Source organism: Zobellia galactanivorans (genome assembly GCF_000973105.1).
Taxonomy (GTDB): Bacteria; Bacteroidota; Bacteroidia; order Flavobacteriales; family Flavobacteriaceae; genus Zobellia; species Zobellia galactanivorans.
The window spans coordinates 697,998-720,301 of the sequence record NC_015844.1; the positions used below are offsets into that span (position 1 = coordinate 697,998).

Annotated in this window: 20 protein-coding genes; 13 read left to right on the plus strand and 7 right to left on the minus strand. The window is 43.0% G+C overall.

Annotation, left to right across the window (positions count from 1 at the left end; translation table 11 throughout):
* Positions 1 to 3: 3 nt before the first annotated feature.
* Positions 4 to 2,082 (minus strand): tetratricopeptide repeat protein, encoded by a 2,079-nt coding sequence (locus ZOBGAL_RS02595; RefSeq protein WP_013991942.1) that lies wholly within the window; start codon positions 2,080 to 2,082, stop codon positions 4 to 6.
* A gap of 244 nt (positions 2,083 to 2,326) precedes the next feature.
* On the opposite strand from ZOBGAL_RS02595, the gene ZOBGAL_RS02600 reads away from it, so the two are divergent.
* From ZOBGAL_RS02600 to ZOBGAL_RS02615, 4 genes are all read left to right on the plus strand, one after another.
* Positions 2,327 to 2,986, plus strand: a complete 660-nt coding sequence (locus ZOBGAL_RS02600) for a hypothetical protein (RefSeq protein ID WP_013991944.1) — start codon at positions 2,327 to 2,329, stop codon at positions 2,984 to 2,986.
* 36 nt (positions 2,987 to 3,022) lie between these two features.
* Positions 3,023 to 3,307, plus strand: a complete 285-nt coding sequence (locus tag ZOBGAL_RS02605) for a hypothetical protein (RefSeq protein WP_013991945.1) — start codon at positions 3,023 to 3,025, stop codon at positions 3,305 to 3,307.
* Between the two features lie 41 nt (positions 3,308 to 3,348).
* Positions 3,349 to 3,903, plus strand: coding sequence for a hypothetical protein (locus ZOBGAL_RS02610; RefSeq protein WP_013991946.1), 555 nt, complete (start codon positions 3,349 to 3,351; stop codon positions 3,901 to 3,903).
* 184 nt (positions 3,904 to 4,087) lie between these two features.
* Positions 4,088 to 4,618: a hypothetical protein gene (locus ZOBGAL_RS02615; RefSeq protein WP_013991947.1), complete on the plus strand. Its 531-nt coding sequence runs from the start codon at positions 4,088 to 4,090 to the stop codon at positions 4,616 to 4,618.
* A 36-nt stretch (positions 4,619 to 4,654) separates the two neighbouring features.
* Here ZOBGAL_RS02615 and ZOBGAL_RS02620 read toward each other — a convergent pair whose 3' ends face one another.
* The 4 genes from ZOBGAL_RS02620 to guaA all read right to left on the minus strand — a co-directional run bounded on the left by ZOBGAL_RS02620 (position 4,655) and on the right by guaA (position 9,393).
* A complete protein-coding gene (locus ZOBGAL_RS02620; RefSeq protein ID WP_231854787.1) occupies positions 4,655 to 5,203 on the minus strand; it encodes a DUF922 domain-containing protein in 549 nt (182 codons plus the stop codon).
* Positions 5,191 to 5,595, minus strand: a complete 405-nt coding sequence (locus ZOBGAL_RS02625; RefSeq protein WP_013991949.1) for an OsmC family protein — start codon at positions 5,593 to 5,595, stop codon at positions 5,191 to 5,193. The genes ZOBGAL_RS02620 and ZOBGAL_RS02625 overlap by 13 nt, the downstream gene beginning before the upstream one ends.
* A gap of 94 nt (positions 5,596 to 5,689) precedes the next feature.
* Positions 5,690 to 7,858: a PBP1 and LysM peptidoglycan-binding domain-containing protein gene (locus tag ZOBGAL_RS02630; protein ID WP_013991950.1), complete on the minus strand. Its 2,169-nt coding sequence runs from the start codon at positions 7,856 to 7,858 to the stop codon at positions 5,690 to 5,692.
* Between the two features lie 2 nt (positions 7,859 to 7,860).
* Positions 7,861 to 9,393: a glutamine-hydrolyzing GMP synthase gene (gene guaA / locus ZOBGAL_RS02635; protein ID WP_013991951.1), complete on the minus strand. Its 1,533-nt coding sequence runs from the start codon at positions 9,391 to 9,393 to the stop codon at positions 7,861 to 7,863.
* A gap of 597 nt (positions 9,394 to 9,990) precedes the next feature.
* Here guaA and ZOBGAL_RS02640 point away from each other — a divergent pair.
* From ZOBGAL_RS02640 to ZOBGAL_RS02655, 4 genes are all read left to right on the plus strand, one after another.
* The gene (locus ZOBGAL_RS02640) at positions 9,991 to 12,462 is read left to right on the plus strand and encodes a TonB-dependent receptor (protein WP_013991953.1); all 2,472 of its coding nucleotides are present in this window, start codon (positions 9,991 to 9,993) and stop codon (positions 12,460 to 12,462) included.
* Positions 12,463 to 12,465: 3 nt separating this feature from the next.
* Positions 12,466 to 12,921 (plus strand): DUF4249 family protein, encoded by a 456-nt coding sequence (locus ZOBGAL_RS23885; protein WP_013991954.1) that lies wholly within the window; start codon positions 12,466 to 12,468, stop codon positions 12,919 to 12,921.
* 19 nt (positions 12,922 to 12,940) lie between these two features.
* A complete protein-coding gene (locus tag ZOBGAL_RS23890) occupies positions 12,941 to 13,354 on the plus strand; it encodes a DUF4249 family protein (protein WP_394331325.1) in 414 nt (137 codons plus the stop codon).
* A gap of 182 nt (positions 13,355 to 13,536) precedes the next feature.
* Positions 13,537 to 14,079: a pyridoxamine 5'-phosphate oxidase family protein gene (locus ZOBGAL_RS02655; protein WP_013991956.1), complete on the plus strand. Its 543-nt coding sequence runs from the start codon at positions 13,537 to 13,539 to the stop codon at positions 14,077 to 14,079.
* Positions 14,080 to 14,090: 11 nt separating this feature from the next.
* On the opposite strand, the gene bshC is transcribed toward ZOBGAL_RS02655, so the two are convergent.
* Positions 14,091 to 15,692, minus strand: a complete 1,602-nt coding sequence (bshC, locus tag ZOBGAL_RS02660) for a bacillithiol biosynthesis cysteine-adding enzyme BshC (RefSeq protein ID WP_013991957.1) — start codon at positions 15,690 to 15,692, stop codon at positions 14,091 to 14,093.
* A 150-nt stretch (positions 15,693 to 15,842) separates the two neighbouring features.
* Between bshC and ZOBGAL_RS02665 the strand changes: the two genes are divergently transcribed.
* Together ZOBGAL_RS02665 and ZOBGAL_RS02670 are read left to right on the plus strand one after the other, a co-directional pair.
* The gene (locus tag ZOBGAL_RS02665) at positions 15,843 to 18,308 is read left to right on the plus strand and encodes a M14 family metallopeptidase (RefSeq protein WP_013991958.1); all 2,466 of its coding nucleotides are present in this window, start codon (positions 15,843 to 15,845) and stop codon (positions 18,306 to 18,308) included.
* A 38-nt stretch (positions 18,309 to 18,346) separates the two neighbouring features.
* The gene (locus tag ZOBGAL_RS02670; RefSeq protein WP_013991959.1) at positions 18,347 to 19,393 is read left to right on the plus strand and encodes an MBL fold metallo-hydrolase; all 1,047 of its coding nucleotides are present in this window, start codon (positions 18,347 to 18,349) and stop codon (positions 19,391 to 19,393) included.
* 34 nt (positions 19,394 to 19,427) lie between these two features.
* Here the strand turns inward: ZOBGAL_RS02670 and ZOBGAL_RS02675 are convergent, their stop codons facing one another.
* Positions 19,428 to 20,033: a DUF4337 family protein gene (locus ZOBGAL_RS02675; protein WP_013991960.1), complete on the minus strand. Its 606-nt coding sequence runs from the start codon at positions 20,031 to 20,033 to the stop codon at positions 19,428 to 19,430.
* A 210-nt stretch (positions 20,034 to 20,243) separates the two neighbouring features.
* Between ZOBGAL_RS02675 and ZOBGAL_RS02680 the strand changes: the two genes are divergently transcribed.
* The 3 genes from ZOBGAL_RS02680 (at position 20,244) to ZOBGAL_RS02690 (ending at position 22,275) form a co-directional block, all read left to right on the plus strand.
* Positions 20,244 to 20,753, plus strand: coding sequence for a GNAT family N-acetyltransferase (locus tag ZOBGAL_RS02680; protein ID WP_013991961.1), 510 nt, complete (start codon positions 20,244 to 20,246; stop codon positions 20,751 to 20,753).
* Positions 20,754 to 20,914: 161 nt separating this feature from the next.
* Entirely contained in the window at positions 20,915 to 21,847 is a 933-nt protein-coding gene (locus tag ZOBGAL_RS02685) for a DUF6929 family protein (RefSeq protein WP_013991962.1), read from the plus strand.
* Between the two features lie 98 nt (positions 21,848 to 21,945).
* Positions 21,946 to 22,275, plus strand: coding sequence for an ArsR/SmtB family transcription factor (locus ZOBGAL_RS02690; RefSeq protein WP_013991963.1), 330 nt, complete (start codon positions 21,946 to 21,948; stop codon positions 22,273 to 22,275).
* Positions 22,276 to 22,304 lie beyond the last annotated feature (29 nt).

Here is a 22,304-nt window from a genome sequence, read left to right on the forward strand (position 1 = left end):
TCTTTAAAATTGAAGTTCCAAAGGCAATTTCAGCTCTACTCGCACTCCTTCTTTTTTATCGAATACGCGAATGCTTCCGTTTTCCTTTTTCAACTGATTGATAATATCCAGTCTGTTTTTGGTAATCTTTAACCCCATTGAAGTCTTCCCATTATGGGTAGCCACGTTTTTCTGTCGCCCTACCCCATCATCATCTACCGTACAGACCAAAAACCGATCTTGACACTTTATGGATACGTCAATTTGCCCAATAGTTTCTTTTGGGGCCATGCCATGCCAAATACTGTTCTCTATAAAAGGCTGCAAAATTAAAGGCGGCACCATGGTGTTCCCCACATCAACCTGCTCCCCTATATGAAAAGAGTACCCAAATTTATCTTTTAAACGCAATGCTTCAATCTGCAAATACAATTCCATAAGCTCAAGGTCTTCCTCCAAGGATATCCATTTTTTCTCAGAGCTTTCTAAAATAGCCCTGATCAATTTGGAGAATTTTACCAGAAAACCATTAGCGGTCTCCAAATCATTCTTGGCCATATAATCACTTATGGAATTCATGGCATTGAATATAAAATGCGGATTCATCTGAGAACGCAACGCCTTCAGTTCGGTTTCGGCAACCCTGGTCTTGAACTCCGAAATCTTCTTTTCAGACAACACCTTCTCCCTTTTCTTATACAATTGAAAAGCCACTACAAGAAAAACAACGATCAACGATGCCCCTATTGTCAAGCCCCCGATCATCAGTTCTTGACGTTCCATTTCCATTTTGGAAACAGCCTGTTTTTTCTCATGGGCCGTCTGAAGTGCCGACTTTTCCTTTTCATACTCATACTCGGCCTCGAGAAGCGCTATTTCTTCTTTCTTTTCTACCGAAGCAAAACTATCGCGCAAGACCACAGCCTCGGTCTTGTTTTTATAAGCCCCTTTATAATTTCCCATTTCACTTTGCAAGGAAGCCAACTGTTCTAGGGCATTGAACTGCAGGTTTACACTACCCGCACCTTTCGCATATTGAAAAGAGGCTTGGTAATTTTCTTCGGCCCGTTTCAAATTTTTATGCGCCCCCAAGGCATAGCAATCTCCTAGATACCGATGAACAATAGCCAAGTTATTGGTATTCTTCAACTTTTCATAAATCTTCTGGGTCTTTTCAAAATATGGTACCGCCTCAGTATATTGGGCTATTTCAGAATATGCAATACCCATGTTGGTCAAAGCACTGGCCACCCCTCTTTCATTTTTGTTCTTTTCCATGATATCATGGGCCTGCTTATAACTTTCAATGGCTTTTTCAGAATTTCCGGTATCGTTGTACACCCTCCCAAGATTGGTAAGGGCATTGGCTACACCTTCCTGAAAATCATTCTTTTCAAAAAACAAAAGGGCCTTTTTCTGGAATTCTTCAGCTAGCCCAAATTTTTCCAACCGAGCATACAATAGTCCGATATTACTTAGGATGGAAGCGTATTGTCGATCTTCCGTCAATCCTAGGTCTTCATAAATACGTTTGGCATCAAGGTAACTTTTCAGGGCTTCGGGATACTGGGAGAGGTACATATGATTAATACCTATACTGTTGAGCATTTTAGCCATCAAAAAACTATCCTTTGCCTTCTCAAAAACCTCATAGGCCCTTCGGTTGTTATCATTTGCCCGGGCATAGTCAGATTCATTAAAATAAACCAGACCCTTATTGTATATCAATCGGGCAAGCCCCTGAAGATCGCCCATACGCCTTCTGACCTCCATAGCCTTGTCGTAAGAGGCCAAGGCCAAAGAGTCTTGGCCCAAGGCGCTATAATTATGCCCTTGGTAGGCATACGCGGTTGCGATTCCCGGATGATTTTGCAGTTTATGCCCCAATTCTATGGCTTCGGTCGACCGAGCAATCCCGGCCGCAGGGTCTACGGAGTAATAGGTATAGGCCAATTCATTCAAGATATTCAATCGAAGCGTATCTTGCTTCAAATGCCCCTTCAAAAGCAAGCTCAAACTATCGATCTTGGGCCGTTGTGCATGTACACCAAACAAAGACAATAAGAGCAATACGGTAAGCACTTTTATTCTGGGTAAGGGCATATGCACAAGTCATGTATAACGCCTCAAATTTAACAGTTTCAATGAAGTATGCACTACCAAAGGCCGTAAATATTGTGATAATTTGTTCTTTTTGAGGTCTGTACATAAAAAAACGAAGCTATTACGATTATAGCAAAAAAACCGACACATACCATACCTAGCATCACGCTTAATAAATGCAAATCGGAAGCCACACCACTTCTTCCTATTTTCACCCCGTCAAACCCAACAACGTATTGCCACTATGAGAAACCATCACTACAACCGAATCATCCTTGTCATTACCCTTATGTCCTTTCTGGCCGTTGGATGTGACAACCACCCCATCAACGAGCTTACCGAAGACCTCGCAGATGAATTTGAAGCAGTCGACACGGGAAAAGAAAATGAAAAAGAAGAGGAAGAAGAGAAAGAAGAGGAAGTCAAGGAAATCATAGGAACTATGACCGCCAAGGTAAATGAAAGCAACTTCGCCACCCCTGATTTTTTAGAACTGACAGGCGCAGGTGTCTCTATAAACAAGGGGTACTATTTTTTACAGATTTCAGGTTTTGATGTCGAATTAGGCCTAAAAAAAGCCCAATATATCTTACTGTCTATTTTTGGCAAGGATTTCAATTCAGTAAAATCAGGTTCGGAATGGAACACCATTGTAGAAGATGTATTGGTCGGAGGCGCTTTAGCCGCTTATTCGGAAAACATAGACACCGATGACAATGACAACACGAGTTCAACGCTTGATGTCTTGGAGAAAGTCTACATCAAAATCACCTCAATAGACCACGAGAAGCAGCTCCTATCCGGAGAATTCAGTTTTTCAGGAAAGAATAAGGACACAGGAAAAACCTATGTAGTTACCGACGGCACCTTTAAAAACTACAAATACACCATCACCAATAATTAGAACCGACCTTAAAACCTAAAAAAACATCCAAGAACCATGAAAAAACCATCACTCCTTTTTACAATGCTTTTTTTGAGCCTAGTTACCTTGAGCAACTGCAACGTTAAAGACACCATAGACGAGCTTAGCGATACACAAAAGGCACTTGATTGTGTCAACCTAATTGAAGACATTGACGAAAAATGGGATAAACAAGACAGGGACTGTGAGGAAATAAAGTCGGACGTAGCCAAGATCCTGAAAACCTGTAAAGACTTTATAAGTGCAGAACAAAAGGCACAGCTAGAATTCTATTCGGCAAATTGCGATGCGGACAATTAAAACCCTCTTAATCCAAACTTAACCAAAACCCTACCACACCAATGAAATATACCAGACTGAACTTGAACCATTACCGCACCAACCTACTTTTGCTCGGCCTAAGCTTAACGGTAGCCTGCAGCAGCAATTCCGAAGAGACCGACGAAACCGACACACCCAAGACCTATGGAACGATACAACTATCCGGAGAAGAAACCGGCAACATAGGTTCATCGTTACAAGTCGGACATATCGCTATTGGCCGTTCTGACCTGACCGGACATGCCAAAACCATAATCTTGACCGACAACAACACCAAAATAGATGAAAAAGGCCCTATTCCCAGCGACCTGAAAAACAATTTTATCATTATAGGCTTAGATCTTGGCGAGGCATCTACCAGTAGCGCAAGCCGATCCCTATCGATGAATATAACCGTAGACGGTACCGAATACAAGCACGCCTGCGCCAGCCCGAACTTTGGCAGTTTTACCGATTGTGGTTCGGATTACCGTATAGATTTTGACAAAAAAGAGGTGTTGTTTTCAGAAACCACGATCATCAACACAAAAACCGATGCCGTCTTGACCATGAACGGAACCGTAAAGTGGGATTGACCTCCCGCCAACAAAAACAAATTGCGAGGAAGTCCACCAATGCCTCCTTATTCTTTTTCCCTCAGACCTGAAGCGTCCCCTTCTTTTCCACTAAATAATAAAGAGAAGGAAAATATATTAAAAATATGTACGTAATTTTACGCCAGCGCTTTTAAAATAACGACTTCATTAAACATAATTAAAAATGAGAAAATCGATTACCCTATTAGCAGTATTTACTTTTTTAGTACAGTTTGCATCGGCCCAAGAATTTGAAGTAGGCTCGAATGTAATCAATGCCGGTATAGGTTTAGGCGGCTATTACGGAGGATACAATACCTCTACGGAAAGCCCTGTATTTAGCGCCAGCTACGAAAGAGGTGTTTGGGACATGCCCGGCCCCGGTGTTATAAGTCTTGGAGGCTACCTTGGCTACAAGAGGTTTACTTATAACAGCTCCTTTGACAATTATGATTATAGCTGGTCATACACAACCATAGGTGCCCGCGGAGCCTATCATTACACTGGTTTCGACATTGACAATCTCGACGTTTACGGTGGGGTTATGGCCTCTATGCGTATTTATAGCGGCGACAATTACAGCGATCTAAACAGCAGGCCGGGCGCTAGCGCTTTTGTCGGTGGACGCTGGTATTTTTCAGATAGTTTTGCTGGTTTTGCAGAAGCCGGTTACGGGTCTTCTTTTTTGACCTTGGGCGTATCGTTCAGGTTCTAGAAACCCTAAGCATACCATATAAAAGCCTTCCCATATTTAATTACGGGAAGGCTTTTCTTCTTTTAGGGCGGCTTTGATCCGCCTATTCCAGAGTACTTGCTTTTCTAAATTTCTGGAAAAATTGGTTTCCCGATCATATTTGTTCTGAAAGTTGCCCAACTCTTTTAAGATGCCCTTATAAATGGCCCGAACCTCAGCCTTGGCATTCATTGTAAATTGGGTCTGCGCCAGTCGTTTTCGCATTTTCCGGGCATAGAGTTCCGATATATCAAAATGCAATTGCTCGTGCCCCAGAATAATAGAATCGCACAATTCTGGGCGATACCATGATTTTTTGGGATAAAACTCGCTTTGTACCACAAAATCAAGATACAGCTGCCCTTCTTTTGTAAAAGACGTAAACGAATAACTAATTCCACTGGCCGTAGTTGCGGCGGCCCATTCGGTCTTAAAATAACTCCCCTTAAAATCGGACCACTGAAGTTTTCTATCCGCATCCCAGACGATCACCTCCTCCTCTTGGGAAAAGACCATACCGAAACCCAGAAGACATACTGCCCAAACAAAGTGTTTTAAAGCTCCCAATGAAATGTAATTACCTTTTCTATATCTGGATGTAAACTGTAAAGCACAGGACATGTCAATGCGGTATTCTCCAATATCTTCCGGTTCTTGTCGGACACAGTGGAAGGCAAAACCAATTTAGCTTCAATTTTTGAAATCCGTCTTGGTCCGGCGGCCATATGCTTCTTGATGTCGACAGTAGACCCCTTAAGGTCGACCTCCAAGCCTTTGGCCTTAATACCCATCATGGTAATCATACAACTCCCCAAACCGGTAGCAACGGTATCGGTAGGCGAAAAAGCTTGGCCCAGACCATTATTGTCCACAGGGGCATCCGTAATAAAGGAATCACCTGACCGCAGGTGCTCACATGTAGTTCTTAAATCTCCGTTATAGGTAACTTTTGAAGTCATAATCAAACAAGGGGTTATAATTCGTAAAAATGCTCGCCCCAAGTTAGCGATACGACTTTCAAAAAAGAAATAAAATTCGGGGTTGCCCCGAATTTTATTCCGCTTCCTTTATACGAAGGTCTTCCATGGTAAGGATATATGAAGATCGGTTAAAATAACCAGAAGCACCATTGCGCTCATAATCAAACTTGTTTCCCGAGTACTCGGTCTCTCCCACCGTTTTTGAAGCCTCCATAAGATTGTTCTTATAGGCCAACCGAAGCAAAAGATCAAAGGTTAGGTCAAAACCGCGAACGGCATAACGATCCGGAGCACTTCCAAAGCGCTTTTCATAGCGCTTGAAAAAAGCATCGGCAGACACAGCCTTGTACACTGACGGATAGGTAAAACGAAGATTCGACAAGTGGGCATTACTGATCACCTCGTTATCGAAGGCACTATTCTTATCCGTGGTAAACATGCGCACTTTAACCTCTTCGGTATTCAATGAATTCAAAATAGAGGTTACACTGGAAACCAACTTGAAATTATCGGTCTCAACAAATACCCAGTTTTCGGTTTTATCACTTAATAATCGGGTCAGTTTATCAATATTGATACCGATGTTTTTCTCCTCTTGGGTCACTTTCAACGTATCGGCATCGGCAAAGGTGGCCAATAATTGACCTTTGACCCCTTGGTTTTTATCGTCGGCTATAACAATTATATGCTGATCGGTACGCTTTTCCAGGGTATAGCCTATCATCCGCTCCCGCAACAATTCTTCAGAAGTATAGGAGAAAAACACGTTCGCAAGACTTAAATCACTCTTTGCCGGTATGGGCGCTACAAGCGGCACTCGTTTACCACCCGCGCGAACCGCGGCCTCTTTTAAGGATGGCACATCCAAAGGTCCGACAATCGCACTGTACGAAGCCAGGTTTTCTTTCTGTAAGATTTCCTTGGTCTTCTCAAGGCTCAATTGGTTATCGAATGTTTTCACGTCTACCGATACCCCTAGGTCGGCAATGGAGTCTAATGCCACCAAGGCCCCTGAATAAAGACCCAAACTGTATTTTAGACTATTTCGTTTATCGATAGTATTCGCCACACGATCCTTATCGGACAAATCGAGCTTGTCTAACCTAAAAGGTAAAAGAAACATGAGCTTAGGCCTGTTTTGAACATTAATACTGTCAATGAGATTGATCTTATCAAGAACCAAGGAATTGCGTATTTCAAAATCGCCCTTCTGGTCTTTCGGCAATTTCAAGACCATACCTGCTTTCAATCCTTGGGCCAAGTCTGGGTTCAACTCTAAAAGCTCCTTGTAACTAATACCGAATTTACGGGTAAGCGAAAATTCTGTTTGCTTCGGCTTTACCTCGTAAAAGTTGTAGTTCTCCGTATTGATTTCGCCACTTGCTATTTTTTTCTGGGGAATACGGATGACCATACCTTCTTTGAGTCCGCCCCTTTCCTGAATCTCAGGATTCAAACGAACCACCTCATCGGACTTTACCCCGAATTTTTGTTCCAGTTGGAAGAAATTCATTTTTGGTGGAACGGTATAGGACAAATACAATTGTGTTTCTTGGTTCTCGACCGTACTACCTGCTATTTTAGGAAGCTTTAGCTCTTGCCCTACCGCCAAATAGTCGTTAGCCTTTGAAAGTTCCGGGTTCAAGACCTCCATACTATCTACGGTAATTCCGTATTTATAGGCGATGCTCCACCTTGTCTCCTTGGGCAATACCGTGTACGTTTCAAAATCGTCTTCATTGATTTCCAAAACATCTTCGGGTTTCACCCTTTTGTATTTAGGAATTTTTAAAGTCATTTTTCGCTTCAACTGCGAAGAATACAGCTCAGGATTGTACTTTTTGATGTCTTCCGTACCAATATGAAATCGCTTTGCGATACTATAAAGGGTCTCCCTTTTCTTTACGGTATAAGAAGTAAAACCAATGGGCTCTTCTTGGGTCTCCCCCTTATTGTTTTGCACCGAACTACTTGCCGTTTTTACGGTAGACTGTTCCGCAACGGCCTTAGCCTTACCGTCTTTTGGAATGACCAAGATGGTATTGACCCTTAAATTGTCGCCATCTTTTATCTCTTTGTTCAGCTTAAGGATGGTTTCGGTATCGACGCGATATTGTTTGGCGATACTCACCAAGGTCTCACCCTTTTTTACGGCATGTGTAGTAAACTTCTGCGCAGAAGCCTTACAGCCCACAAAAACGAATAATAGAAGCGTAAAGCCTATTTTTAAAAACTGATTCATATCTATTCCCATTCAATGGTTGCGGGCGGTTTTGAACTTATGTCATATACGACCCTGTTCACGCCCGGCACTTTGTTGATAATATCGTTTGACGTCTTTTGCAAGAACTCGTATGGCAAATTCACCCAGTCGGCGGTCATACCATCGGTACTTTCTACAGCCCGCAAAGCTACGCATTTTTCATAAGTACGCTCATCTCCCATTACGCCTACACTATTTACGGGCAAAAGCATGGCTCCGGCCTGCCAAACCTTGTCATAAAGTCCCCAATCGCGTAATCCTTGGATAAAAATATGGTCTACTTCTTGCAAAATGGCCACCTTCTCCCGGGTTATATCCCCTAGTATACGAATGGCCAATCCTGGTCCTGGGAAGGGATGGCGCCCTAGACGCTCATCATCGATACCCATACTCTTACCGACCCTTCGGACTTCATCCTTAAACAACATTTTTAGCGGCTCCACCACCTCGAGTTTCATAAAATCAGGCAAGCCCCCTACATTGTGGTGGCTTTTGATGGTTGCGGACGGACCTCCCGTTGCCGAAACCGATTCAATAACATCAGGGTATATGGTACCCTGCGCCAACCATTTTACATCTTTCACCAAGTGGGCCTCATCATCGAACACATCTATAAACACCTTTCCGATAATCTTTCGTTTCTTTTCAGGATCGCTTTCCCCTGCAAGGGCATCCAAAAAGCGTGCCGAAGCATCAACCCCTTTAACGTTCAACCCCATATGTTCGTATTGATCCAGAACATCTTGAAATTCGTTCTTTCTCAACAGGCCGTTATTTACGAATATGCAATACAGGTTCTTTCCGATAGCCTTGTGCAGAAGCACTGCCGCCACGGTAGAATCAACCCCACCCGACAAACCAAGCACTACCTTGTCGTCTCCTATTTTTTGTTTCAACTCGGAAACGGTCATATCTACAAATGCATCCGGGGTCCAAGTTTGTTCAAGGCCGGCGATGTTCACCAAAAAGTTTTCCAATATTTTCTTTCCATCTTTGGAATGATAAACCTCTGGGTGGAACTGTATGGCGTAAGTACTCTCGTCTTCAATCTTATACGCAGCATGTTCTACATCGTGCGTACTGGCCAAGACCACTCCTTTTTCCGGGAGTTTCTGAATGGTATCACTATGGCTCATCCACACTTGACTCCCTTCCGAAACCCCTTCAAAGAAAGCTTCATCAGGTTTTATATACGACAGATTTGCCCGACCATACTCCCTTGTATTGGAAGGCGCAACATTACCCCCGCCGAAATGGGCAAGGTATTGGGCCCCGTAACAAACGGCCAATAGCGGCTTTTTGCCCCTGATTTGCGACAAATCGGGATGTGGCGCATCATCGGCACGTACCGAAAAGGGCGACCCCGATAAGATTACCGCTTTGTACGACGATAAATCATCAGGAAGCTTGTTATAAGGCTTTATTTCACAGAAAATATTGAGTTCTCTAACCCTTCTAGCAATGAGTTGTGTGTACTGAGAACCGAAATCGAGTATAAGGACGTTGTTTTGCATGGCCAAAAATAGGAAATTCCACTTTCTCGAAAAGACTCTTTTGTGATAATTATAATCCGTTTTTTAACAATCGTCTTTAATAAATCGGGTACGACCTTGAAACACACCCCAAACCATCACAAAAAACAAAGGGGCATTTCCCAAAAAACACCCGATCGAGACCATAAAAAAAATGATTTATTTCAATCTTACATTTTTTTAAAGGAGTCCATTTACAATATTTTTTCAATGAATCTCCCTAGGATTTCGTTTCAAAAATCAAATTTAAAGCAAAAACACAAATCATAATTTAAAACTTCATATAAAAACAATCAAATAACTGGTTTTAAAATCTTTAAATTTATTCCTACAAAATGTTAAATTGTATTAAAACAGGTAAATTAAGATCATTTTTCCTCCTAAAACGAAACCCCGCCACTTCATCCCTCCCAAAAAACCTTTTCCTTATAAGAGCCATTTTGTACGCCAAATTATTTATCGTTTCATTAACAGCCTGCCTTAAAGATAATAACTTTCTTGCGTAAGAATTTACCACTACAAAAACATTTCATCAGTGTTTAAAAGTAGTATTTCCATCAATCAAAAAACGAACATATCTTGAAAAAAGCAATCTGCTGTACCTCATTTTTTCTAGTTCTTTTTCAACAAGGCCATGCCAAAACAAGCCACCCTCCTTCCCCGGTCGAAAATGGCATCCATAAAAATCGAAGGCTAGCCTTCGTTATCAAGAACAACTATCTACCCCCTGACCAAGACAAAGAGAAATACACCATTAGCGGATATGTTACCGAAAGTGGCAGCGGCGAACATCTCTTGGGCGTTTCCGTATATGTGCCCGAATTAAAACTGGGCACCACTACAAATGACTATGGTTTTTTCTCTTTGACCCTTCCCGAAGGAAATCACGAAGTCATCATTTCATATATCGGGTACGGAAACGAAAAACAGCAAATCAACTTATCGGAAGACCAGATACTATCCATAGCCCTGAAACCATCTACCCAAAATCTTGAGGAAGTAGTGGTTACCGCCGATGAAAGGATAAAGGAAAGTAAGGTCACCCAAATGAGCAAAGTGCAGATCAACCCTGCCGACATCCAAGACATACCGGCACTACTGGGCGAAAAAGACGTAATGAAAACCCTGCAACTGATGCCGGGTATTCAAGGGGGATCGGAAGGTAGTTCCGGTTTCTTTGTCCGAGGAGGCACGCCCGACCAAAACCTAATTATCTTAGACGATGCCGTTGTTTACAACTCCAACCACCTATTTGGCTTTTTCTCGGTCTTTAACGGTGATGCCATAAAATCGGTAGAAGCGTTCAAAGGTGGTTTTCCGGCACGCTTTGGAGGGCGGCTGTCCTCTGTCATCAAATTGGATATGAAAGACGGAAACAAAGAGAAGCTTTCCGGGAAGGTAAATATTGGCCTTATCTCGTCTTCGGCTTTGCTCGAGGGGCCCATTAATAAAGGTAAGACCTCTTTTATTGCCAGTGGCCGGCGCACCTATGCAGATATTATGGCCCGCCCCTTTATTGATAGTGAAAAGGGCAATAGAACAGGGTATTACTTTACCGATTTTAATTTTAAGATCCATCACATCTTCAGCCCAAAGGACAAATTGTTCTGGAGCAACTATTTCGGACAGGACAAATTCTACGACAACAGTGTCTATGAAGATGGGGACAGGGACAAATCACGGTTACAATGGGGAAATATTACCTCTACCCTTCGCTGGAACCACCAATTCAACAATAAGCTGTTCTCCAATACCTCGTTGATCTTCAGCAATTACAAGTTCAAAATATTGATAGAGGAAGATTTTGAAGACCAGAAGTACGAGTTCAAGAGCAGCTCGGGCATTAACGACTATACGTTAAAGACCGATTTTGATTATTACCCCAACAGCCAACACACCATTCGATTTGGGGCCAACGCCACCATACACAACTTTACACCACAGCGGCTGTTGCTCAAAGATGAATTTAACCCTAACATCGACAAAGAACAAGAACTGAACTCTTTTGAAGGCGCAGTTTACGTAGAGGACGATTGGAAATTGACCGATAAATTAAGCCTATCCCCTGGACTCAGACTGAGTTATTTCAACTATAAGGACAAGCACTATGTAAATCCCGAACCTAGGCTGGCATTGTCTTACAACATGAAAACCGACCTTGCCTTTAAGGCTTCATATTCGCGAATGAACCAGTACATCCACCTCTTATCGAGCTCGGGCATAGGACTGCCAACGGATTTATGGGTCTCATCTACCGACAACATAAAGCCCCAGACCTCGCAGCAGTTCGCTGTGGGCGTTGCCAAAGACTTCTTCGACAAAGACTATTCAATTACCCTCGAAGGCTATTACAAGACCTTGGATGACGTTATCGCCTACAAGGAAGGGGCCTCCTTTTTAGCTATCGACGACCTCGAGACGGGAAAAAACAGCAACTGGGAGGAAAACATTACTTCAGGACAAGGTTGGGCCTACGGGGCCGAAATACTCCTTAGAAAACAAACAGGCCCGCTCACAGGCTGGCTCGGCTATACCTTATCATGGTCTGAACGACAGTTCGATGAATTGAATTTGGGCCAAAAATTCTACGACCGTTACGACCGTAGGCACGATATATCCTTAGTAGGTATTTATAAGCCAAACGAAAAAATCACCCTATCGGGAACATGGGTACTATCGACCGGAAACAACTACACCTTGCCCAACCAACAGCACATTGCCAACCCTGTTGACTTCCCTATTATCAACACCGGGGTTTACAACAACTCTACGGGAATGGAAAATTTCACCACCCAACGCAACAATTTTCGCGGAGAGACCAGCCATCGGTTAGATCTCGGGGTACAATTCCACAAAAAGAAAAAGAAAGACCGAGAGCGTATTTGGGGCTTTTCCCTATACAATGCCTATGCTAGAAAGAATCCGTTCATCTATACCATCGACAATAAAGACAATGACAGTTACGACCCCGATGCCCCAATCGAAAAACAATTGACCCGGACATCGGTACTCATATTAATCCCGTCGATCAATTACACCTTTAAATTCTAAACCATGAGCAAGTACATTCAAATAAGTTTCGTATTGGCTTTGCTGTGTAGTGCATGTCAAGATCCGGTAGACGCAGACGAGCTGCTCAATGAAGAAGACCGCACTTATATCGTAGGTTACATCTCGCCCGCAGACACCTTACTTTCCGTCCATGTATCGACCACCACAGCCGCGGTAGGAACGCCCATAGACTCGAACGACCCCTTGGCCGATATCGAAAAATTCATCATCAAAGATGCACGGGTCGTTATTAGTGACGAAGAAAACAATGCGGTCGAACTCACCTATAATCCCGAGAGAAAAAATTACCAAGTAGCGGCCACAGCGTTTGATGTAATCGAAGGCGGCACATATTTTCTACAGGTTTCCGCCAAAGGCAAGGACTTTACCTCAACCTGCCACATCCCTAAAAAAATACCCTCAATTACGGAAAAGATAACGCTAGGCGAAAAAAAATGAGTTTTACCAAGATTATATTCTGGATATAGCTTTTCAAGATTTCGCCAACGAGAAAAACCACTACATCATAGGTGCCACGGCAGAATTAAAAGAAGGTGAACAAGTCAGTTACTTTCCTTTGGATTTTGAATTAAACAGCTTTTTAACCGATGCCATTGGCGATGGAGAGACCGTAAGCCGGTACGCTACTTTTTCATACGGTTTTCCAGATGAGGCGGTCAGCGTAAAAATAACCCTGCAAGTAACAAATGTTGAAGAAATACTTTATTCGAACCTGCGCGCATCCTTTCTAAATGACTTCAACGACGGCAACCCCTTCGTAGAATACAGCATAGCGCCTAACAATATTGAGGGTGATGGTGGTATAGGCGTTTTTGCCGGTTACCAACTTACCGAAAAAGTAATTGAATACGAATTAGCGACGACCCCTTAAAAAAGTAAAAGTCCGGGATACCAAACCCGGACTTTTCATCAAAATCAAAAAAACCAACCTAAACACATGAAACGGTTTAATTAATAAACTTTTTCATAGCATTTTTTATTAATAACACCCTACTCATGAAATACCCTACCTCTTTTTAAAAGTTTTTTCTACTTTTATTCAAAAGCACGCCCATGACCTCTATTTACTGGGATGAAACCCTAGACGAAATAAAAAAAGGAATAACCGAAATAGGACATCCATTTCGTTTTTTTACACTGGCCACTACCGATGAATCGGACCACCCGAGCCAACGGACCGTGGTCTTTAGGCACTTCAACGACAATCTAGATGTGGTGTTTTATACGGATAGGCGCTCGCAAAAAGTCAAGGATATAGAAAAAAACGGAACCGTAAGCTTGTTGTTCTACCACCCAAAGAACCTATTGCAGATTGGTTTAAAAGGAAAGGCATCGATAATTACGGATACCGACTTATTAAAAACCTATTGGAGTACCGTGCCGGATAGCAACAAAAAAGACTACACCACCCACCTAGCTCCCGGAAGCCCTATCGAAAACCCTGGATCCGTAGAATACCTAAACGAGCATTACTTCTGCGCCATAAAAATCGAGCCTACGAGTATTGAATACCTCAAAGTGAGGCAACCTAAGCATATAAGGGTACTGTTTTCAAAAACCGATGGATCTTGGTCCGGAAAATTCTTGGCTCCTTAAGCCTTCAAGGGCTACACCTTAATGACCGTAAACTCCAGTTGCAAAGGCTTTAAAGCCTCTAAGAGCATCGGAATCAAATCTTCGCCCAGTTCGAGATATAGTTCAGAAAAGTTCACGTTACGCTCTTGCAATGATTTATTCGGAAAGAGTTCGTTTTGGATTTCCGTCATGCGCATGACATGGTCTTTTAGCTTGCGTTTTTGCGCTTGCAGCAATCGTTTTTCAAGATTTTCAAGGCCTTTCTTTTGCTTTACTTCCTGGGCCTTTACGGCGCCTAGAAAAGAAGCATCGGTCTGTTCGGCCAAATCGTACATGGCCTTGAACTGCTCTTCCAAATATTGTTTTTGGGGCGTAAAGTCGATATCGATATTCGATATTTCCCTTATTTTTTTATTGATAAAACTGCTTTGCCTTAAAAAAATATCGGCTACCGAAAGATTCATTTTTTCAAGCTTTCCCTTTTGTTTGTCGGTAATCACCAAGGCCGAATTCCTAAGCAACAAAACCGGGAACGGCACCTGCATGGCCTCGAACATAGTCTTGAGTTCCAGCCAATAGGCTATTTCCCCTCCTCCCCCGATATAACAAAGATTAGGCAAGATAACTTCCTGATATAAGGGACGCGCAATGACATTGGGCGAGAACCGCTCAGGATACGCTTTTAATTCTTTTTGTAGTTCTTCCTTTGTAAAACGGATTTCGGTATCGTTTACGAAATAAGCCCCGTTCTGTTCTACGATACGTTCACGGAGTCCGTCTTTCAGATAGAAATAGTTGATTTCACGCGGATTGACCTGTACCCCATATTTTTTATCAAGGGCCTCAAAGCCTGTTATGGTTTCCGAAACCTTTTTATAGGCCAATTGGTCGAAGATATCTTTCTCGGCATAAGGAAGCAAAAGGCTTTTTAAATTTCTATCATCGCCATCCACAATGACCAGACCTTCCTTTCCAAAGAGTTCATTTGCCAAATAGCGCGTGGCCTCGGCCAAATTATTATGCCCCAAATACGATTTTCTAAATAGCTCCTTTAGCGCCTTGGCATTGGCACTGTTGCCTATTTGATTTGAAAATGCCTCAAAAATTTCATCAAGGCCCTTCGTATCTAAGTGCCCTACGGCGCCCGAGGCCGTTCTGTTCCATTTTAATTTTTTTCCTCGGAAATTAAAATAGTTGATTTCCTCAAAATCATGGTCCTCCGTAGCCATCCAATAGACGGGAACAAAGTTATATTTCGGATAGGCCGTTTTAAGCTCCTTTGTCAGGTTTATGGTAGAAACGATCTTGTAAAGAAAGTACAATGGCCCGGTAAAAAGATTCAACTGATGCCCGGTCACCACGGTAAAAGTAATAGGTTCCTTTAATTTTTTAAGATGTGTTCGGGTCGCATCGGTAACCTCGAAACCCTTGTACTGTTTTTGGAGCGCCTCATAGAGCACTTCCCTGTTCCCATCGGGAAAACTCGTCGCCTTCTCGGCTATTTGGGCCTCAAAATTATCCAGGTTCGGAAACCGATGGTAAAAATTTCGCACCTGCGGTTCTTCAGCAAGATAATCGCAAATAAATTCGGTAAAATAGCCGGTTTTGTAAAAAGGTAAACAGTCAATTTCCATAAGGGTGTAAATATAAAACTCTTCGCCAATGCGGCTTCCTAAAAATACGTTAATTACTTCAACCTGTTTTTCGTACCACTAATGGAAAAACTTACCATATACGGCCAATAATCAGTAGCTTTGATAGCATCCTTAGGAAACATTCGCTATATGAGATTTTTCATTTCCCTCTTGTTCATTTGCACCTGTCTAAGCTCTCATGCACAGAATTTAAAGGCTCCGTCAGATTTTTTAGGTTATGAGCTGGGTACGCGATTTACCCCACATCACCGTGTAGTCGACTATTATTCGTATCTCGCGGAAAACGATCCCTCTCGCGTACAACTTGAAAACTACGGGGAAACCAACGAAGGCAGACCGCTGATCTTGGCCTATATATCAACGGCCAAGAACATAAAAAGTCGTGAAAAAATCAGGCTGGAACACCTAAAGAACACCGAAGGAAAAGGGGAGCCCAACATTGCTATCGTATGGATGAGCTATAACGTACACGGCAATGAAAGCGTAAGCACGGAAGCCTCTATGAAAACCGTGTACGAACTATTGACCCAGAAAGAGGAATATTTAGAAAACACCTTGGTCATTGTAGACCCATGTGTCAACCCTGACGGTCGCGATCGATATGTAAACTGGTACAATCAATATAAAAATTCGCCCTACACCATAGACCCCAACAGTGCGGAGCATCACGAACCTTGGCTAAACGGTAGGCCCAACCACTATATGTTCGACCTGAACCGAGATTGGGCATGGCTTACACAAGTTGAAAGCAGGCAACGAATAAAGGTCTACAACAAGTGGCTGCCACATGTACACGTCGATTTCCACGAACAAGGTGTGGACAGTCCGTATTATTTCGCCCCCGCGGCGGAACCTTTTCACGAAGTGATTACCGATTTTCAGCGAGAATTTCAAACGACCGTAGGCAAAAACCACGCAAAATATTTTGATGCGAACGGATGGTTTTATTTTACCAAGGAAGTCTTCGACCTATTGTACCCAAGCTATGGAGATACCTTCCCTACCTACAACGGAAGTATCGGCATGACGTACGAACAAGGCGGTAGCGGTAGCGCGGGCCTAGGCGTACGAACAGGCACAGGCGATACGTTAACCTTGAAGGACAGGATCCTTCACCACCATACCACGGGACTATCGACCCTTGAAATCGCATCACAGAACGCGGTTCGCTTAAACCAAGAATTCAAAAAATTCTACCAGCCCAAGGACTTTAAGTACAAAAGTTATGTACTGAACGGCAACCCCGACAAACTGAAGGCCTTGACCGAATTACTGACCAAGCACGAAATCGAATACGGATGGGCCACCGACAAGACCGCAAAGGGTTTCAACTATGTTTTAGGCAAGAACGGCTCGGTAAAAATCGACAATAATGCCTTAGTAGTCAATTCCGATCAAAAAAAGGGAACCCTGGTAAAGGTACTCTTTGAACCCAATACAAAATTGAGCGACTCCCTGACCTATGATATTACCGCATGGTCTTTGCCCTATGCCTATGGACTTAATGCCATTGCTTCGGAAACCAAGGTTGCCGCACAAACCACAACGGACCGGAACAAATTCGATGCCCTAAACTTAGAAGAACTCTCAAGCAAGTCGTACGCCTTTCTTATAAAATGGAACAGCTTTAGCGATGCCCGATTCTTGGCCGACCTGCTCAATAGCGATATTAAGGTGCGTTATGCCCAAAACCCCTTTGTTATGGATGGTGTTTCTTACGACCGAGGCACTCTTATCATTACCAAATCGGACAATAAAAACCTTCCGGATTTCTTGGACAGCTTACGATCCAAAGCCTTAAGGCACCAAAAGGTGATATACCCTACCTCTACCGGTTTTGTTGACGGGGGAAAAGATTTTGGTTCGCATTCGGTACAGCCCCTAAAAAAGGCAAAGGTGGCACTGCTTTCGGGCAAGCCCACCTCTACCCTGAATTTTGGTGAAATCTGGTATTTTTTCGAACAACAGCTACAGTACCCGGTAAGCGTGCTCAATAGCGACTACTTCAATACCGTTGATCTTTCCGAATACGACATTTTGATCCTGCCCAGCGGTAAGCCGTACAGTCAATTTTTAAACCCAGCCCGAATGAAAAGCCTCAAACAATGGGTAAGGGATGGCGGTAAATTAATAGCAATGGGAAGTGCCCTAAAAGATTTTGCAAAAGACAAAACGCTTCAACTCAAGGCCAAAAACATCAAGAAAGACAGCATAGCCCCCATACCGGTCTATGACCATGATCAAAGGGAGCAAATCAAGAATGAAATAACAGGGGCCATTTTCAAAACCAGAATAAACAACACACACCCTTTGGCCTATGGGTATGACGACATTTACTTTAGCCTTAAACTGGGGGGCGATGCCTATGCATACCTCAACAAAGGCACCGTAGCCTATCTCGACGGCAACAACATTGAACCCGTGGCCGGTTTTGCCGGTAGCGATGCCCAACAAAAAATTGCCGAAACATTGGTCTTCGGAGTAGAGAAATATGGCTCGGGACAGTTGGTCTACATGGTAGACAACCCCTTGTTCAGAGGTTTTTGGGAAAACGGGAAACTCCTCTTTTCCAATGCCCTTTTCATGGTCGATTAGCCCCGAAATGATTATATTGACTCCCTCAATACGACTACTTGAAAAACTTTAGAAAACAATTTGGCGGCCAATTGACCGACACCCTCATTAAGCGGTACGGTCAATCGGAAAACTGGAAAGAAGGCAAGTTTCAAAACCTGGAAGACACAGGAATGTCCATCAGCTTTTGGGACATACCCAAACTTCTATACCGACAGTTTACCGACAAAGAAAAAAGGGAACCTGCCACGCCCCTCCCCATAGCCCCGTTCAACAAAGCATCCTTTTTACGGGAAGGCGCCGACTTCAACTACATTTGGTACGGACATTCGGCCCTTTTGATACGGATGAACGCCAAGACTATATTAATAGATCCTATGTTGGGGCCCAATGCATCCCCTATCGCCCCGTTCAAGACCAAACGCTTTTCAGAAAACGCATTGGCGCTCATCGACGATTTCCCAGAAATCGACCTGATGCTACTAAGCCATGATCATTATGACCACCTCGATTATGACAGCATTCAAAAATTAAAAAACAAGACCAGAAACTATTATGTAGCCCTTGGCGTCAAACGCCATTTGATCGCTTGGGGCATAGACCCTGGCCTAATTACGGAATTCGACTGGTGGAACAACACCTCCTATGCCGACATTCAAATCACCTTTACCCCAAGCAGGCACTTCTCGGGAAGGGGACTGACCGATAGGGCCAAATCACTTTGGGGCGGATGGGCCTTTAAATCAGAAAATCTCAATATTTGGTTCAGTGGTGACGGTGGCTATGGCGATCACTTTAAAACGATCGGAAGAAAGCTGGGGCCCTTCGATTTTGGCTTTATGGAAGCGGGACAATACAATGAAAAATGGCGACAGATCCATATGTTTCCCGAAGAAAGCGTTCAGGCGGCACTTGACGCACAAGTAAAAAAAGCCATGCCCGTACACTGGGCGGGATTCGCCTTGGCGCAACACGACTGGACAGAACCTGCCACAATCTTTAAAAATACGGCCAAGGAAAAAGGTTTGGAGGTCACCTTCCCCAAGTTAGGAGTGCCCTATACTTTATCGGAGACCCAAACCGAAGCATGGTGGCCCATCAGGTAATCCATGCTAGGGCGAATTCATTTAAAAAAATGATTTACAATAGGGAATAATACCCGTATATACTGACCGCAAGCCCTATAAAGCCCGAGGCTATCATCAGCCCTGTAAAGACCTCTTGCAATCTTCGGTTATCATGAATGATCATGCCTAGAACACCAAAGAGAATACTGATCTGAAGAAAAAGTATTCCGATATCGATTTGCGCCACTAGCTTTCGATTGGAGATACCTACCTCCTCCCAAGCGCGGAGCCCAACTATTTTTCCCATTTCACCATCAAGGTCTTGCGACCAGGCCGAACGGGGAATATTATCGGAACCCAATAGTATTTCGGTTTTTTCCTCTTCGTATTTGCGGATCAGGTCGTTGGTCATCTCTATCCTGAAATCTAGCTGATCCATTTTCTCATCTTCCACCAGACCTGCACTCCGCAACGATTCTAGATAATCTCGCTGGTTTTCTTTTAATATCTGCTTGATACTCTTTGCATTGTACCAATTTGAATAACTGACATACTTGTAATTAGAGCTGGCAATCTTTTCTTCCAACTTGCTATTTACCACCTCCATAACGGCCAATAATGCCACTATAATCATGATAATCACCCCCCCTCTACTCTCAATTTTACTACTTTTAGACATTATTCGGTATTCTATATCGATTTGGTTTAATGGGAGTTTCGATTTAAACCTACTCCTCTCTAAAGGTTATACGAAAAAAAAGCACTTTGGGACGGCACGGACCAGAACCCACCAAGGAAATTTAACAAAAATACACCGATACCAAGAAAAAAGAAAAAACAACGAATTAAAAAACGTTCATTTTTTACACTTTATTCCTACACAACTACCATGGCATTTAACACCGAAAGATTAAACTTAAAACCGACCACCGTGGAAGACGCAATCTTTATCCATGAACTCTTTAATTCCCCAGGTTGGATCAAATATATTGGCGATAGAAAGGTATATACGGTAAACGATGCCCAAACCTATATCAATACCAAAATAAGGCCTCAGTTCGAAAAGCTAGGTTATGGCAACTATACCGTAATTCGAACCTCCGATGGCGCCAAAGTCGGATCTTGCGGTCTATACAAACGGGATGGCCTACCCTGTATCGATATCGGGTTTGCTTTTCTACCCGAATATGCGAAAAAAGGATATGCCTTTGAAGCCGCACTCAAGCTAAAAGAAATGGCTTTCAACATCTTTCACCTTGAAGAGCTATCCGCCATTACGAGAATAGATAACAAAGCTTCACAACGATTACTCTCTAAACTTGGCCTTCGCCAAAACGGAACCATACGTTTGCCAGGTGACTCGGTCGAATTGTTGTTCTATCATATCAAAAACAAGTAAGTTCCGTTCCGCAATTGCAAGATAGATCGATCAAACCCTTGCCCGAAGGGGTATTGTTTTTATACAAATAGCTAAATTTGCCCGGATAACAAAAAGGTGAACCCAGATGGGCCATTAGTTATGTAGACTGATATTTCCATTTTCACCAAGAAACATAGCTAATGAAAATAGCCTTTATTTCCTTACTCCTAACTATTGCGACCACCTGCAACAGGCCTCTTCTGGAACTAGAAGTCATAGATACCACCTTACTCGAAAATGTACCTAGCGCGTCCGGCATCACAAAGGCCGGTGACAAATTTTTCGTAATAGGTGACGACTCCCCCTACCTCTTCAAGGTCGACGAAGACGGACGCATACTTGACAAATCGCTCATCTATTCCACGGAGCTCTTAGACGGAAATAGGCTCGACAAGGTTAAAAAACCCGATTTTGAAGCCTTGGAAAGTGTTAACGAAAACGAGATCCTAGCTTTTGGTTCTGGGGCAAAATCTCCTGAAAGGGATATTTTTTTGCACATTACCTTAAACGATAGTATCAATGTAAATACCTATCAGGTTTCGGAATTCTACGACCATTTAAGAAAGCACCACGCCCTAGATGGCGCCCACCTGAACATTGAGGGCGTAGCCCTCTACCATGAGAATATTTATCTCTTCAATAGGGGCAAAAACGTAATTTTCATCTTTGATTATTCCGATTTGCTCGATTATTTGGAAGGAAGAAAAACTTTTTCCGAACCTCAGGCCCTAGTTTATAAACTACCGCAGATCGATGGTTTTGAGTCAGGCTTTTCAGGAGCCACTATCTTGGAAGAGGAAAACCTAGTTCTCTTTACCGCATCCGTAGAAAAAACAGGAACAGCCTATAACGATGGCCAGATTGCAGGAAGCTTTATCGGGGCCATTCCTATTGTCAACAATACTTTTTCGAAAAAATACGGAGTTGCGGCCATACCGAACAACGACACTCCCCTAAAAGTAGAATCGGTCACCGTGGCCGAAAAAACTCCCGATGGCAAGCTGAGACTCTCCTTGGTTACCGATGACGACAAAGGGAATTCCATACGACTCAACTGCCTTTTGAAAATTTAACCGTAACACCTTTGAAAATAAAAATTCTGTTAAAATCGCCCCGAACTTAATTCCGTACTTTTATTAATCGTAATATTGCAATATACAAATACAAAAGTATGGGACTCGCCAAAACCGAAATATTCACAGACCTTCAAAATGAGATTGCACTCTATGCAAAGGTTTTCGGGCATCCGGCACGGGTAGCCATACTTGAACATTTATTTAAAATAAACGCCTGTGTCTGTGGCGACCTGGTAAATGAAATAGGATTGGCACAACCGACCATTTCACAACACTTGAAAGAACTCAAGAACCTAGGCCTTATAAAAGGCACCGTTGAAGGAACCAGCGTTTGTTATTGCATCCATAAGGAAAACTGGACCCAAATGAAGGAAGTCATGTTCAAATTCTTGGATCAAGACCTTCCAAAATCAAATTGTTGCTAAAAAAATTTGAACTGCTTAATCGTAAAATT

Excerpts from the sequence above, each read along its gene's own strand:
- ZOBGAL_RS02595 (WP_013991942.1), bottom strand. The coding sequence starts at position 2,082 with ATGCCCTTACCCAGAATAAAAGTGCTTACCGTATTGCTCTTATTGTCT.
- ZOBGAL_RS02600 (WP_013991944.1), top strand. The coding sequence starts at position 2,327 with ATGAGAAACCATCACTACAACCGAATCATCCTTGTCATTACCCTTATG.
- ZOBGAL_RS02605 (WP_013991945.1), top strand. The coding sequence starts at position 3,023 with ATGAAAAAACCATCACTCCTTTTTACAATGCTTTTTTTGAGCCTAGTT.
- ZOBGAL_RS02610 (WP_013991946.1), top strand. The coding sequence starts at position 3,349 with ATGAAATATACCAGACTGAACTTGAACCATTACCGCACCAACCTACTT.
- ZOBGAL_RS02615 (WP_013991947.1), top strand. The coding sequence starts at position 4,088 with ATGAGAAAATCGATTACCCTATTAGCAGTATTTACTTTTTTAGTACAG.
- ZOBGAL_RS02625 (WP_013991949.1), bottom strand. The coding sequence starts at position 5,595 with ATGACTTCAAAAGTTACCTATAACGGAGATTTAAGAACTACATGTGAG.
- ZOBGAL_RS02630 (WP_013991950.1), bottom strand. The coding sequence starts at position 7,858 with ATGAATCAGTTTTTAAAAATAGGCTTTACGCTTCTATTATTCGTTTTT.
- guaA (WP_013991951.1), bottom strand. The coding sequence starts at position 9,393 with ATGCAAAACAACGTCCTTATACTCGATTTCGGTTCTCAGTACACACAA.
- ZOBGAL_RS23885 (WP_013991954.1), top strand. The coding sequence starts at position 12,466 with ATGAGCAAGTACATTCAAATAAGTTTCGTATTGGCTTTGCTGTGTAGT.
- ZOBGAL_RS02655 (WP_013991956.1), top strand. The coding sequence starts at position 13,537 with ATGACCTCTATTTACTGGGATGAAACCCTAGACGAAATAAAAAAAGGA.
- bshC (WP_013991957.1), bottom strand. The coding sequence starts at position 15,692 with ATGGAAATTGACTGTTTACCTTTTTACAAAACCGGCTATTTTACCGAA.
- ZOBGAL_RS02665 (WP_013991958.1), top strand. The coding sequence starts at position 15,843 with ATGAGATTTTTCATTTCCCTCTTGTTCATTTGCACCTGTCTAAGCTCT.
- ZOBGAL_RS02675 (WP_013991960.1), bottom strand. The coding sequence starts at position 20,033 with ATGTCTAAAAGTAGTAAAATTGAGAGTAGAGGGGGGGTGATTATCATG.
- ZOBGAL_RS02680 (WP_013991961.1), top strand. The coding sequence starts at position 20,244 with ATGGCATTTAACACCGAAAGATTAAACTTAAAACCGACCACCGTGGAA.
- ZOBGAL_RS02685 (WP_013991962.1), top strand. The coding sequence starts at position 20,915 with ATGAAAATAGCCTTTATTTCCTTACTCCTAACTATTGCGACCACCTGC.
- ZOBGAL_RS02690 (WP_013991963.1), top strand. The coding sequence starts at position 21,946 with ATGGGACTCGCCAAAACCGAAATATTCACAGACCTTCAAAATGAGATT.